This is a genomic window from Flavobacterium sp. 123 (genome assembly GCF_003634825.1).
Classification (GTDB): Bacteria; Bacteroidota; Bacteroidia; order Flavobacteriales; family Flavobacteriaceae; genus Flavobacterium.
In genome coordinates this window covers 990,272-1,003,334 of sequence record NZ_RBXD01000001.1, presented here as the reverse complement: position 1 = coordinate 1,003,334, position 13,063 = coordinate 990,272, and the positions used below count along the sequence as shown (strand labels likewise).

Here is a 13,063-nt window from a genome sequence, read left to right as displayed (position 1 = left end):
ATTCTTAATTTTAATTGTTGAATTGGCCAAATTAACGCAAATTTCTGCCAAAAATCAACAATTTTTAAGCAAATATACAATACGGTAAACTAAATAAATAGTATTCATGTTGTTTTCACAAAAAAAGCGATATTTGTTACCTCAAAACAACTACAACGATTTCGTAATGGAACAACGCAACAAAACATTAGGTGAATTTATCATCGAAAACCAGAATGCCTTTCAATACTCGTCAGGCGAATTATCCCGAATTATTAACTCTATCCGATTGGCCGCTAAGGTGGTTAATTATAAAGTAAATAAAGCTGGGTTAGTAGATATTGTAGGTGCCGCAGGAGAACAAAATATCCAAGGCGAAGACCAACAAAAATTAGATGTCTATGCAAATGAAATTTTTATTCAAACTTTAATTAATCGCGAAATTGTATGCGGAATTGCTTCTGAAGAGAATGATGATTTTATAACCGTGCAAGGTTCAGACAATGCCCATAACAATAAATATGTGGTTTTGATGGATCCTTTAGATGGATCGTCAAACATTGATGTAAATGTTTCGGTAGGAACAATTTTTTCGGTTTTTAGACGGATAACTCCTATTGGAACTCCAGTAACAATTGAAGATTTTTTGCAACCCGGAATTAATCAAGTTGCAGCAGGATATGTTATTTATGGTACTTCAACGATGTTAGTTTACACTACTGGTCACGGTGTAAATGGGTTTACTTTGAATCCTGCGATTGGTACTTTTTACTTGTCACATCCAGATATGAAATTCCCACAAAATGGAACTATTTATTCCATTAATGAGGGGAATTATGTGCATTTTCCGCAAGGAGTAAAAGATTATATCAAATATTGCCAGCTGGAAGAGGACGATAGGCCTTATACGTCTCGTTACATCGGAAGCTTAGTTTCTGATTTTCATAGAAATATGATAAAAGGTGGGGTTTATTTATATCCAACAAGCTCAAAAGCACCTAAAGGGAAATTGCGATTACTGTATGAATGCAATCCTATGGCATTTATTGCGGAACAAGCAGGAGGGAAAGCTTCGGATGGATTTAATAGAATAATGGAAATACAACCTACAGAATTACATGAGCGAGCGCCTTTCTTTTGTGGAAGTTTAAATATGGTAGAAAAGGCGGAGGATTTTATGCGCCTTGCCAAACTAAGCAAATATTAAAATGTAAAAAGCTCCCAATTGGGAGCTTTTTAATTATTTATTCATGTTTTTCATTTCATAGATAAAAGTATCTAAATCTACTTTTTTATCCACTAGGGTTAAAGCCTTATTGACGATGTAATTTACATTTCCAGGAGTAAATCCTAATGCTAATCCAAATTTTAAAAGCATTTTTTCTCTCTTGTCTCCTAAATGATGATCAATATGAACGATTCTTGCTAAATCATACAAACGTTCTAATCGTTCCACATGTAAATAAGGAGGATTGATAGGGTATTTTAAAGGGTTTTCTAAAATCTCTTCATATTCTGAAGGGATGATTTCAAGGTTTGTGGCCAGTTTGTCTAAAAAAGCTTTTTCTTCTGGGGATGATTTCCCATCAGCAAGCGCCACGCGAACAATGGCAGAGAAATGACCTTTATTTCTTTGTTTAAATTCGCTGTCGAATAAATCTGAAAATGACATAATAGTTAGTTTTTATAATATAAAGATACTTCTTTTTTGAGAATTGCTTTCTATATGGCTTTTAAATTTATATGATTTTTTTCGGTTTTTTACCAAATGATTTGTTAATCCAAAATCATCATTTTCAAAATTAATCGTAAGTTTACAACCCCATTGTCAATTTAATAAATTAGTAATCTATGTCAGATTTTTGGATTTACTTTCAAATTGGATTAAAACACGTTTTGAATATTTATGCCTATGATCATGTTTTATTTTTAGTAGCTTTAGCTGTCCCATTTACATTTAAAGATTGGCAACGAATAGTTCTTTTAGTAACGCTTTTTACAGTGGGTCATACTATGGCATTGCTACTTTCGGTTTATGAAATTGTAGCTATAAAGGTAAATGTTGTTGAGTTTTTGATTCCTATAACTATTTTTGTAACAGCATTATTTAGTCTTTTTACAGCTGGAAAATCAAGTAAAAAAGAAAGCTTGAATTTGGTTTTTTTTATAACATTGTTTTTCGGAATTATACATGGATTAGGTTTTTCAAACTATTTTAAAACAATACTTGGCGGAAGTGCCAATTCAAAATTAATACCATTGTCAGAATTTGCATTAGGAATTGAGGCTGCTCAGATTATAGTGGTTTTTGTAGTTCTTGTGCTATCATATATTGTTCAAACTGTTTTTAGGTTTTCTAAACGGGATTGGACTTTAGTAATGTCAGCATTTATAATAGGGGTGGTTTTACCAATGATTTTAGAAAGTGAAATTTGGAACAGATAAATAAGATGAACGAAAAAAAATTAAATAAATACGACAAAGCCTATCTTAGAATTGCAAAAGAATGGAGTTTTTTGTCTTATTGCAAACGCAAACAAGTAGGCGCAATAATAGTACGAGATCGTATGATAATTTCTGATGGATACAACGGTACTCCATCAGGATTTGAGAATTGTTGTGAGGATGAAGAGGGATTAACACGTTGGGATGTTTTGCATGCTGAGGCGAATGCAATTTTAAAAGTGGCTAGATCTACACAATCTTGTGAAGGAGCAACTTTATATATTACACTTTCACCTTGTAAAGAGTGTAGCAAATTGATTCATCAATCAGGAATAAAAAGAGTGGTTTTTCATAATGGATATCGTGATGATTCAGGGATTCAATTTTTGATTAAAGCAGGCGTGGAAATAGAGCATATTCCGGTATTAGAAGAATAATGAAATTCAACCTTAAATATTTACCAATTGTTATTGGAACTTCACTAGTTGTTGGAATACTACTTGGTGGCATGTTAAATTTCAATAACAGCAATCATTTTTTAGCCAAAAACAATTCGAAAAACAAGCTGAATCAACTCATCGACTTTATTGATAATGAATATGTCGATGATGTCAATACAGATTCTATTGTGAATCTTACCGTTGACAATATTTTAGCTAAACTAGATCCGCATTCTGTTTATATTCCACCAAAAGAACAAGCAGAAGTTGCGGAAAACATGAAAGGTAATTTTGTGGGTATTGGTATCAATTTCTATATGTACAATGATTCTGTTGCTGTTATAAAGCCAGTTGATAATGGTCCTTCGGCCAAAGCTGGAATTAAAGCGGGTGACCGAATTTTATATGCGGATAAAACAAAATTATTTGGACGAAAATTACCTAATGATACTTTGTTTTCTAAACTCAAAGGGACAGTAGGTTCTGAAGTTGATATTACGGTTTACAGAAAAGCAGAACGTAAAAAACTGAAAATAAAAGTAAAGCGAGATGTCATTGCCTTAAAAAGTGTTGATGTTGCCTTACTCTTAAATCCTAAAACAGGCTACATAAAAATAAACAGATTTGCCGAAACTACTTTTGAGGAATTCAAAAAAGGTTTGGATAAATTAAAGAAACAAGGAGCTCAATCGCTCGTTTTGGATGTGCGTGATAATGGGGGTGGATACATGGAAGAAGCCATTGCTATTGCGGATGAATTTTTGAAAGACAAGCAATTGATTGTTTTTACCAAAAATAAAAAAGGAGCAATCGATAAAACATTTGCCACTGGAGAAGGAAGTTTTGAAAACGGAAAACTATTTGTGTTGATAAATGAAAATAGCGCTTCGGCAAGCGAAATTCTTGCTGGAGCTATTCAGGATAATGATAGAGGAACTATTGTTGGGCGTCGTTCTTTTGGAAAAGGATTAGTGCAGCGCGAAATGGATTTTCAAGATGGTTCCGCCGTACGATTAACCATTGCTAGATATTATACACCTACAGGGCGTTCGATACAAAAACCATATTCTAAAGGGAATGAAAGCTATTTTAAAGAATCGGATTCTCGTTTTATAAATGGGGAATTGTATGAAAAAGACAGTATAAAAGTAACAGATTCTTTAAAGTTTAAAACTAAAAAAGGTAGAATTGTATATGGCGGCGGCGGAATTGTGCCGGATGTTTTTGTGCCTCTTGAAGTAGAACACGGTAATGAAACTACAGCCTATATAATGCAATCAGGAGTTGTGGGTCATTTTGTTTTTGAACAACTGGACAAAAATAGAAATCTTTTTAAAGGAGTGACTTTTGGCGACTTTGTTGATAGAATGAATAAAACAGATTTGTATTTTAATTTGTTTCAAAAGTATATTTTTGAAAATGGATTGGATATTAAATTCAATAAAAACAAAGCTATGGTAAAACGGTATATCAATGCTGAATTTGCTAGACAATTGTTTGGTGAAGAGTATTACTACCAAATTTCACTAAAAGAAGATACTATGATAAAAACAGTTTTAGGGAAAATCTCAAATCCTAAAAACTAAATTTTATTCCTGTAAAATTTCAAAGAAAAATTATCGGATGCTGTCGTGAGCATGTGTCTGAACGCCTCCATTCCATAGCGTAAGAATGTCTGTGGCGACGGCTGCGCCACTTCCAGAAGCAATTGCTAGTTGGCTTCTCCAGCCTGCTAATGTTCCAATTGCATAAATACCTTCGGTAACTTTATGATCCTTGTTTTGTAATTGAATACGCTGTTTTTCAGGTAGCGATTTTTGATGTGATTCTACAAATTGCATCAATCCTTCGATGGCAAAAGTATTTGCTGAACCAATACCAATTACAATAGTTTTGGTAGTATAAGAATTTTTATTGGTGCTAACTTTAAAATGGGGATATTCGCCTTCTATTTTGAAGACTTTTTCATTGGGGATTTGTAAAACATGAGGGTAAATGGTAGACAAATGCTGAATACTCTCTGTTAATAATTCAGAACCTAATTTGCCTGGAGCAATTCCGTATGCATTGTTAAATAGTGCTTCTTGAAGAGCTGAATTTTTTTGATGGGTTAAAATCCCTATTTTTTTATCAGAAGCAAAGGATTTGTTTTTTGCTGAACCTAAAACAAGTGCGCAAGACATTCCTGAAACACCTCCGCCAATGATTAAAACGTCAAACATTATTAAAGTTTGTCGTTCATTTTTTCTTCAATCTTTTTTGACATTTTAAAAATTAAAAGAATTAGCACAGCACAAAAAGAAGCAGCAACCCCAATAAGAGCAACAACACTGTCTCCTTGTAACGGATTTTTGAAATCAAGTAATGTAATGTTGAAGATAGTTAAAGCAAGTGCTAAAAAAACTAAAACGGTAGTGAAAATTTTCATAAGATAATTTTTTGTTTTTTATTATAAAAAAGAATAGTTCTGGAAATTAGTTAATGTAATGCATTTCCAAAAAATCAAAACTATTTATAAATAACATCGGCAGTAAATTTATAAAAATTTATTTTAGACAAACAAACCTTTAACATTAGCGGCAAATAATTTAACAGCAATGGCAAGAAGAACAACGCCAAATGCTTTACGAATTACTCCAAGTCCGTTTTTTCCTAACATTTTTTCGAGTTTTGAAGACGATTTTAGAACGATGTAAACTAAAATAATATTTAGAACAATTGCAATAACAATATTTATGGTGTGAAATTGTGATCGTAAAGAAAGCAAAGTGGTCATTGTTCCTGCTCCAGCTATCAATGGAAATGCAAGCGGAACAATAGAAGCAGTATTTGCTTCTTCGTCTCTGTAAAGGCGAATTCCCAGAATCATTTCAAGTGCTAAAAAGAACAATACAAATGAACCCGCAACAGCAAAAGAATGAACATCGATTCCTATTAGGCTTAAAAATTCTTCACCGATAAATAAAAAAACAATCATGATAAATCCAGCTACAAGAGAAGCTTTTTCAGATTCGATATGGCCATGTTTGGCTCTTAAATCAACAATAATAGGAATGGTTCCTACGATATCAATTACGGCAAAAAGCACCATTCCAACGGTTATGATTTCTTTAAAGTCAATTTCTAACATAGCTTTTTTTGTTTGCAAAGGTACATTTTTATTCTAGTATCTGTTTTTGGTTTCCTTTTTGAAATATTTTAAAGAATTTAAAACACTTGTTTTTTAACGCTTTATTCGTTAACTCTAGCGTATTTTAAAAAATGGAGATTCTTGAGGGTTTTTATGTTTTATGTTTTTAAATTTTATAATAAAATAATATTTTTGTTAATTTACTTAAAATCGGTAATATGAATAAAGGAATAGTATTGTTTTTAATTGGGTTGTTTTTGCTTGTTGGATGTTCTAAAACGGAAGACGAAGTGATGATAACAGTGACTTTTGATTCAAAAGGGGGTAATGATTTAGCTCCACAAACTTTTAATTCAGGATCCTTGGTCAAAGAAAGTACTCCAGTAGACAAGGGATTTACATTTGTAGGTTGGTACTATGATGAGGAATTGCAGCTTCCGTTTAAGTATTCGAATGTGATACGAGAAAATAGCACTTTATATGCTAAATGGGCGCCAAATGTTATAAATCCCGTTACAACTTCCTATTCTTCAAATATGAATCAAATTCTCTCTTTTCCTCATAATTTAATATTTGATGAATCGGGAATTTTATATTTATCAACAGATGCAGGTATTTATAAAATAACTTCTTCTGGGGCTATTTCTTCTTTTGTAAGCGGTAACTATTGGGGAATGGCTTTTGATTCCAAAGGTAATTTATTCGCTCTAAAGCCAGAGAATACCTTGTCAAATATTGATAAAATTGATGTTTCTGGAATTGCTACCCCTTTTTTAAGGGTTGATTATTTTGCAAGCAATTTGTTTTTTGATAAAAAGAATGGGGAGTTATTTATCAATAATTTTTCATTCGGAAAACTGAATAAGATTGATGCATTAGGAAATAGTTCTCAATTTGCGTCTGGCTATGGATTGGTTGGAGACTTTACGATAGATCCTTATGGGAATTATTATTTGGCAGATCATTCAAGTATTGGCACAATAAGTTCAAAAGGAAGATATAGTTGGTTAGTTTCTAATTTAAATTCCCCTCCTAGCGATTTGATATGTGATAGCAAAGGTAATGTGTATACGGGTAGTATTGATAATACTATTAATAAAATTACTCCTACAGGCGCAGTTGTGTCCTTTCACTTAGATAATAATTACGGAGGTTTGAGATGTATGACGATTGATAAAGATGAAAATATTTATGTGGTTATGTCTAATCAAAACTCAAATTATGAATCTTTAAGTAGCATTTTAAAAATCACATATTAATCCCTTTTGTGTTAGTTTGACTATATTTGCACTTTATAATCATACTACTTCATAATAATGTTTCAATTAGGAAAAACCATCGTCTCAGAAGACATACTCGAAAAAGATTTTGTTTGCAATTTGTCAGCTTGTAAAGGAGCTTGCTGTGTTGACGGTGATGCTGGTGCGCCTTTAAGCGTTGAGGAAACAAAAATTATGGAGGAAATATATCCCAAAGTTAAACCTTTTTTACGAAAAGAAGGAATTGCTGCTATAGAAGCGCAAGGGACTTGGGTAAAAGGAACTGATGGGGATCTTGAAACACCATTAATAGACAACAAAGACTGTGCTTACGTTATTTTTGATGGTAAAACAGCACTTTGTGGTATTGAACAAGCCTATAATCAAGGTATAGTTGATTGGAAAAAACCTGTTTCCTGTCATTTATATCCTATACGAGTAAAAGACTTCACGGAATTCGCAGCTGTTAATTATGATAAATGGGATATTTGTGACGATGCTTGCTCATTAGGAAAAGAATTAGAAGTACCCGTTTATAAATTTGTCAAAGAAGCTTTAATTAGAAAATTTGGTGAAGATTGGTTTGCAGAGCTTGAAAAAGTGGCTCAGGATATGAAGCATTCATAGTCTAAAACACCTTCCAGAATTAGTTTCGTTTTCCAAAATAGCATTACTGCAAATTAATTCAAAAATAAATCGACGAACGGTAATAATTATTTTTAAAATAAAATAAAATATTTCTTGTTTTACGTTTATTAAATCCTATATTTTACAGTGCCTTGACTACTTTTTTTATTTTTAAATATCTGATATTTAGAAATTTAAGATTTGTATGAAAAGTATCCTTATTTTTTATTTTTGTTAAAAACTAGACCAGATTGTGAATAAGTTTGGCTTTTAACTTCCGCAATATTTCACAATCTTTGTAATCCCCTGAATGCACAAAATTTCGTTAAAATTTCAAAAAAATAAACAATAGCAATGACGCAAGTTGAACCAATTTTACAAGAAAATAAAAATCGTTTCGTTATTTTTCCTATAAAGCACCATGATATTTGGGAATGGTACAAAAAAATGGAAGCAAGTATCTGGACAGCCGAAGAAATAGATTTGTCTCAAGATTTAAATGACTGGAATAATAAACTTAGTGATGACGAAAGATATTTTATCAAACATATTCTTGCCTTTTTTGCTGCTTCTGATGGAATTGTAAATGAAAATCTTGCTGAAAATTTCGTAAACGAAGTTCAATATGCAGAAGCAAAATTCTTTTATGGTTTCCAAATCATGATGGAAAATATTCATAGCGAAACCTATTCACTTTTGATTGATACTTATGTGAAAGATGAAACTGAGAAAACAGAATTATTTACTGCAATTGATGTTTTTCCTGCTATTAAGAAAAAAGCAGAATGGGCATTAAAATGGATTGAATCGGATTCTTTTGCAGAGCGATTGATTGCTTTTGCTGCTGTGGAAGGTATTTTCTTCTCTGGAAGTTTCTGTTCAATTTTTTGGTTGAAAAAAAGAGGATTAATGCCAGGTTTGACTTTTTCTAACGAATTGATTTCTCGTGACGAAGGAGTTCATTGTGATTTTGCGGTGCATTTACACAATCATCATTTGATAAATAAAGTACCAAAAGATAGAATTAAAGAAATTATTGTTAATGCATTAGATATTGAAAGAGAATTTATCACCGAATCAATACCGGTAAGTTTGATTGGAATGAATGCAACATTAATGACGCAATACCTAGAGTTTGTAACGGATAGATTGTTAGTAGAATTAGGATGTGATAGAGTATATAATACTGCAAATCCTTTTGATTTTATGGACATGATCTCGCTTCAAGGAAAAACAAACTTCTTTGAGAAAAAAGTTGGTGAATATCAAAAATCAGGTGTAATGAATACCGATAGTGATGCTCAAAAAATTAGTTTTGATGCGGATTTTTAAAAAGTAAACACTCCTAAAAATTAAGTGACATAAAGAAAGAAAAGCATTTTTTTGATCTTTAGTTTTTTTTCAATAATAAATTAAAAAAGTAACCTTATGTATGTAGTAAAAAGAGATGGCCATAAAGAGCCAGTAATGTTTGATAAGATTACGGACAGAATAAAAAAATTATGTTACGGGTTAAACGAATTAGTTGATCCTGTAAAAGTAGCAATGCGTGTTATTGAAGGTTTATATGATGGTGTTTCTACATCAGAATTAGACAATCTTGCAGCTGAAACTGCGGCTTCGATGACTATTGCACATCCAGATTATGCGCAATTAGCTGCTCGTGTTGCTATTTCGAATTTGCATTCAAATACAAAAAAATCTTTCTCAGAGACGATGAAAGATATGTATCACTATGTTAATCCAAGAAATGGACAAGAAGCACCTTTGCTTTCTGATGAAGTATTTAATGTAATTCTTGAAAATGCAGAATTCTTAGATTCTCATATCATATACAACCGAGATTTCAATTATGATTATTTTGGTTTCAAAACTTTAGAACGTTCTTATTTACTGAAATTAAACGGTAAAATTGTTGAACGTCCTCAACACATGTTGATGCGAGTTTCAGTTGGAATTCACTTAAACGACTTGAAATCTGTAATAGAAACATACGACTTAATGTCGAAAAAATTCTTTACACATGCTACTCCAACATTATTTAATGCAGGTACACCTAAGCCACAAATGTCTTCTTGTTTCCTTTTGGCTATGCAAGATGATAGTATTGATGGTATTTATGATACGTTGAAACAAACGGCAAAAATCTCTCAATCAGCAGGTGGAATAGGGCTTTCTATTCACAATGTAAGAGCAACTGGTTCTTACATTCGTGGTACTAATGGAACTTCAAACGGTATTGTTCCAATGTTGAGAGTTTTCAATGATACGGCGCGTTATGTAGACCAAGGTGGTGGAAAACGTAAAGGAAGTTTTGCTATTTATATTGAAACTTGGCATGCTGATATTTTCGAATTCCTAGACTTGAAAAAAAATACTGGAAAAGAAGAAATGCGTGCAAGAGATTTATTCTTTGCTATGTGGACTTCGGATTTATTCATGAAACGTGTTCAAGAAGATACTACTTGGACTTTGATGTGTCCAAACGAATGTCCTGGATTATATGATGTATACGGTGAAGAATTTGAAGCAATGTACACAGATTATGAAGCAAGAGGAAAAGGTAGAAAAACGATCAAAGCACGTGAGTTATGGGAGAAAATTCTAGAATCACAAATTGAGACTGGAACACCATATATGCTTTATAAAGATGCTGCAAACCGCAAATCAAATCAAAAGAATTTAGGAACTATTCGTTCTTCTAACTTGTGTACCGAAATTATGGAGTACACTTCTAAAGATGAAATTGCAGTTTGTAACCTAGCATCTATTTCATTACCAATGTTTATTGAAAATGGTAAATTTGATCACGAAGCATTGTTCAATGTAACTAAACGAGTGACTAGAAACCTGAATAAAGTAATTGATAGAAATTATTACCCAGTAAAAGAAGCAGAAAACTCTAATCTACGTCACAGACCAGTAGGTCTTGGAGTGCAAGGATTAGCAGATGCTTTCATTATGTTGCGTATGCCTTTTACTAGTGATGAAGCTAAAAAATTAAACCAAGAAATTTTCGAAACTCTTTATTTTGCAGCAGTTACCGCTTCGATGGAGATGGCCAAAGAAGAAGGTCCATATTCAACTTTCAAAGGGTCGCCAATTTCTCAAGGTGAATTCCAACACAATTTGTGGGGGATGAAAGATGAAGAATTATCAGGACGTTGGGACTGGGCTTCGTTAAGAAAAGAAGTAGTGGAACATGGGGTTCGTAACTCATTATTAGTTGCTCCAATGCCTACAGCTTCTACATCACAAATATTAGGTAACAATGAAGCTTTCGAGCCTTACACCTCAAATATTTATACTCGTAGAGTACTTTCAGGGGAGTTTATTGTTGTAAACAAACATTTATTACATGATTTAGTTGAAAGAGGTTTATGGAATGATACTTTGAAACAAGAAATTATGCGTCACAATGGATCTGTTCAAAATATTGATGTGATTCCACAGGACCTTAAAGAATTGTACAAAACTGTTTGGGAAATGTCCATGAAGGACATTATTGATATGTCGCGTCAAAGGGGTTATTTTATTGATCAATCTCAATCGTTGAATTTGTTTATGCAAGATGCAAACTATTCAAAATTGACATCAATGCACTTCTACGCTTGGCAATCTGGATTGAAAACGGGAATGTATTATTTGAGAACAAAATCAGCAGTTGATGCCATTAAGTTCACCTTAAATAATGATAAAAAAGCAGAAGCTATACCTGATGAAGCAGAGCCAATGAGCGTTGAAGAATACAAAGCAATGTTAATGAAGGCACAAGCTTCAGGTCCTGAGGATTGCGAAATGTGCGGTTCTTAATTCATTATAAAAAGCAACAATTATAAATTACAAACAGCTATCATTCATTGATGGCTGTTTTTTTAGGAGCTAATTCCAGCTATCCGCTTTATCTTTTCCAGGTAAAAAAAACCTGTAAAAGGATGCTGCTGCTATCTGGGCTAGAACATATCAGTCAATATCATGTATTACGTATCTGAATCCTTATTTTTCCCTCCTGTTTCCGAAGCTAATGCGGACGGAATTCTTGCGGTTGGGGGTGATTTATCGCCAGAGCGTTTACAACTAGCCTACAATAGTGGAATTTTTCCATGGTTTGAACAAGGTGAGCCCATACTGTGGTGGTCACCTAATCCCAGAATGGTTTTGTTTTTAGACGAGTTGGTTGTTTCTAAAAGTATGCGGAACATACGGAATAGGAATATTTTTAAAGTAACCTTCAATCAGAATTTTAGAGATGTTATTTCGAATTGTCAAAACATAAAGCGTGAGGGACAAAACGGAACTTGGATTACAAATGATATGATTGAAGCCTATTGTAAGCTTCATGAATTGGGTGTGGCAAAATCAGTTGAGGTTTGGCAAGATGATATTTTAGTAGGAGGGTTATACGGGATAGATTTAGGAACTGTATTTTGTGGTGAAAGCATGTTTTCCTTAGTTTCAAATGCTTCAAAAGTAGCTTTTATAGCATTGGTAAACCAATTAAAATTAGCCAATTACAAGTTGTTGGATTGCCAGGTATACAATACACATCTAGAAAGTTTAGGATGTCGTGAAATTGAGAGAGAGGAATTTATAGCGATTTTAAAAAGCTAAATTTCTACGGTGTTTCTTCTCCAGCAATCTTCAAAATGATCGTTAACCATTCCAGTAGCTTGCATGTGTGCATAGACAACGGTTGAACCTACAAATTTAAAACCACGTTTTTTCAAATCTTTACTAATAGTGTCTGAAAGCGGTGTAGTAGCTTTTGCTTCCGAAGAATTTCTCAGCTTGTTTATAATTGGTTTTCCGTCTACGAATTTCCATATATAGCTAGAGAAACTACCAAATTCCTCTTGGACATTCATGAAAGCAATTGCATTAGAAACGGCAGCTCTAACCTTTAACCGATTGCGAATAATACCAGAATCAAGAAGTAAATCTTGGATTTTATCCTCTGAATAACTAGCAATTTTTTTATAATCAAAAGCATCAAAAGCCTTTCTGAAGTTCTCTCTTTTATTCAAAATAGTTATCCAACTTAATCCCGCTTGAAAAGTTTCTAAAATTAAAAATTCAAACAACGTAGCATCATCATAAACAGGAACTCCCCATTCTTCATCATGATATTTTTTATATAAATCACTTGAATTACACCAACTGCAACGTATTTTAGTTTCCATAGA

At 32.8% G+C, this 13,063-nt stretch carries 14 protein-coding genes; 9 read left to right on the top strand and 5 right to left on the bottom strand.

All coding sequences use genetic code 11. From position 1 onward, the window contains the following. Positions 1–166: 166 nt before the first annotated feature. Complete coding sequence (gene fbp / locus C8C88_RS04505; RefSeq protein ID WP_121336970.1) at positions 167–1,186, top strand: class 1 fructose-bisphosphatase; 1,020 nt, start codon at positions 167–169, stop codon at positions 1,184–1,186. A gap of 33 nt (positions 1,187–1,219) precedes the next feature. Here fbp and C8C88_RS04500 read toward each other — a convergent pair whose 3' ends face one another. After that, entirely contained in the window at positions 1,220–1,651 is a 432-nt protein-coding gene (locus C8C88_RS04500; RefSeq protein ID WP_121336969.1) for a TerB family tellurite resistance protein, read from the bottom strand. A 179-nt stretch (positions 1,652–1,830) separates the two neighbouring features. Between C8C88_RS04500 and C8C88_RS04495 the strand changes: the two genes are divergently transcribed. The 3 genes from C8C88_RS04495 to C8C88_RS04485 are packed head-to-tail and all read left to right on the top strand — an operon-like array spanning position 1,831 to position 4,450. Beyond that, positions 1,831–2,424, top strand: coding sequence for a HupE/UreJ family protein (locus tag C8C88_RS04495; protein ID WP_121336968.1), 594 nt, complete (start codon positions 1,831–1,833; stop codon positions 2,422–2,424). Between the two features lie 5 nt (positions 2,425–2,429). Beyond that, positions 2,430–2,861, top strand: a complete 432-nt coding sequence (locus tag C8C88_RS04490; protein ID WP_121336967.1) for a dCMP deaminase family protein — start codon at positions 2,430–2,432, stop codon at positions 2,859–2,861. Next, a complete protein-coding gene (locus tag C8C88_RS04485; RefSeq protein WP_121336966.1) occupies positions 2,861–4,450 on the top strand; it encodes a S41 family peptidase in 1,590 nt (529 codons plus the stop codon). Before C8C88_RS04490 ends, C8C88_RS04485 begins: the two co-directional genes overlap by 1 nt. A gap of 30 nt (positions 4,451–4,480) precedes the next feature. On the opposite strand, the gene C8C88_RS04480 is transcribed toward C8C88_RS04485, so the two are convergent. The 3 genes from C8C88_RS04480 to C8C88_RS04470 all read right to left on the bottom strand — a co-directional run bounded on the left by C8C88_RS04480 (position 4,481) and on the right by C8C88_RS04470 (position 5,994). Continuing rightward, entirely contained in the window at positions 4,481–5,086 is a 606-nt protein-coding gene (locus C8C88_RS04480) for an FAD-dependent oxidoreductase (protein ID WP_121336965.1), read from the bottom strand. A gap of 2 nt (positions 5,087–5,088) precedes the next feature. Further along, complete coding sequence (locus tag C8C88_RS04475) at positions 5,089–5,292, bottom strand: hypothetical protein (RefSeq protein WP_121336964.1); 204 nt, start codon at positions 5,290–5,292, stop codon at positions 5,089–5,091. A 123-nt stretch (positions 5,293–5,415) separates the two neighbouring features. Beyond that, positions 5,416–5,994, bottom strand: a complete 579-nt coding sequence (locus C8C88_RS04470) for a MarC family protein (protein WP_121336963.1) — start codon at positions 5,992–5,994, stop codon at positions 5,416–5,418. 218 nt (positions 5,995–6,212) lie between these two features. Between C8C88_RS04470 and C8C88_RS04465 the strand changes: the two genes are divergently transcribed. From C8C88_RS04465 to aat, 5 genes are all read left to right on the top strand, one after another. Further along, positions 6,213–7,253, top strand: coding sequence for an InlB B-repeat-containing protein (locus C8C88_RS04465; RefSeq protein ID WP_121336962.1), 1,041 nt, complete (start codon positions 6,213–6,215; stop codon positions 7,251–7,253). A gap of 57 nt (positions 7,254–7,310) precedes the next feature. Further along, the gene (locus C8C88_RS04460; protein WP_121336961.1) at positions 7,311–7,880 is read left to right on the top strand and encodes a DUF3109 family protein; all 570 of its coding nucleotides are present in this window, start codon (positions 7,311–7,313) and stop codon (positions 7,878–7,880) included. A gap of 354 nt (positions 7,881–8,234) precedes the next feature. Beyond that, a complete protein-coding gene (locus C8C88_RS04455) occupies positions 8,235–9,212 on the top strand; it encodes a ribonucleotide-diphosphate reductase subunit beta (RefSeq protein WP_121336960.1) in 978 nt (325 codons plus the stop codon). A 96-nt stretch (positions 9,213–9,308) separates the two neighbouring features. Further along, complete coding sequence (locus tag C8C88_RS04450; RefSeq protein ID WP_121336959.1) at positions 9,309–11,693, top strand: ribonucleoside-diphosphate reductase subunit alpha; 2,385 nt, start codon at positions 9,309–9,311, stop codon at positions 11,691–11,693. 162 nt (positions 11,694–11,855) lie between these two features. Beyond that, positions 11,856–12,491 (top strand): leucyl/phenylalanyl-tRNA--protein transferase, encoded by a 636-nt coding sequence (aat, locus tag C8C88_RS04445; protein ID WP_121336958.1) that lies wholly within the window; start codon positions 11,856–11,858, stop codon positions 12,489–12,491. Here the strand turns inward: aat and C8C88_RS04440 are convergent. Then, positions 12,488–13,060, bottom strand: a complete 573-nt coding sequence (locus C8C88_RS04440; protein WP_121338566.1) for a DNA-3-methyladenine glycosylase I — start codon at positions 13,058–13,060, stop codon at positions 12,488–12,490. The two genes, aat and C8C88_RS04440, sit on opposite strands and share 4 nt — an antisense overlap. Positions 13,061–13,063 lie beyond the last annotated feature (3 nt).

Excerpts from the sequence above, each read along its gene's own strand:
- fbp (WP_121336970.1), top strand. The coding sequence starts at position 167 with ATGGAACAACGCAACAAAACATTAGGTGAATTTATCATCGAAAACCAG.
- C8C88_RS04500 (WP_121336969.1), bottom strand. The coding sequence starts at position 1,651 with ATGTCATTTTCAGATTTATTCGACAGCGAATTTAAACAAAGAAATAAA.
- C8C88_RS04495 (WP_121336968.1), top strand. The coding sequence starts at position 1,831 with ATGTCAGATTTTTGGATTTACTTTCAAATTGGATTAAAACACGTTTTG.
- C8C88_RS04490 (WP_121336967.1), top strand. The coding sequence starts at position 2,430 with ATGAACGAAAAAAAATTAAATAAATACGACAAAGCCTATCTTAGAATT.
- C8C88_RS04485 (WP_121336966.1), top strand. The coding sequence starts at position 2,861 with ATGAAATTCAACCTTAAATATTTACCAATTGTTATTGGAACTTCACTA.
- C8C88_RS04480 (WP_121336965.1), bottom strand. The coding sequence starts at position 5,086 with ATGTTTGACGTTTTAATCATTGGCGGAGGTGTTTCAGGAATGTCTTGC.
- C8C88_RS04475 (WP_121336964.1), bottom strand. The coding sequence starts at position 5,292 with ATGAAAATTTTCACTACCGTTTTAGTTTTTTTAGCACTTGCTTTAACT.
- C8C88_RS04470 (WP_121336963.1), bottom strand. The coding sequence starts at position 5,994 with ATGTTAGAAATTGACTTTAAAGAAATCATAACCGTTGGAATGGTGCTT.
- C8C88_RS04465 (WP_121336962.1), top strand. The coding sequence starts at position 6,213 with ATGAATAAAGGAATAGTATTGTTTTTAATTGGGTTGTTTTTGCTTGTT.
- C8C88_RS04460 (WP_121336961.1), top strand. The coding sequence starts at position 7,311 with ATGTTTCAATTAGGAAAAACCATCGTCTCAGAAGACATACTCGAAAAA.
- C8C88_RS04455 (WP_121336960.1), top strand. The coding sequence starts at position 8,235 with ATGACGCAAGTTGAACCAATTTTACAAGAAAATAAAAATCGTTTCGTT.
- C8C88_RS04450 (WP_121336959.1), top strand. The coding sequence starts at position 9,309 with ATGTATGTAGTAAAAAGAGATGGCCATAAAGAGCCAGTAATGTTTGAT.
- aat (WP_121336958.1), top strand. The coding sequence starts at position 11,856 with ATGTATTACGTATCTGAATCCTTATTTTTCCCTCCTGTTTCCGAAGCT.
- C8C88_RS04440 (WP_121338566.1), bottom strand. The coding sequence starts at position 13,060 with ATGGAAACTAAAATACGTTGCAGTTGGTGTAATTCAAGTGATTTATAT.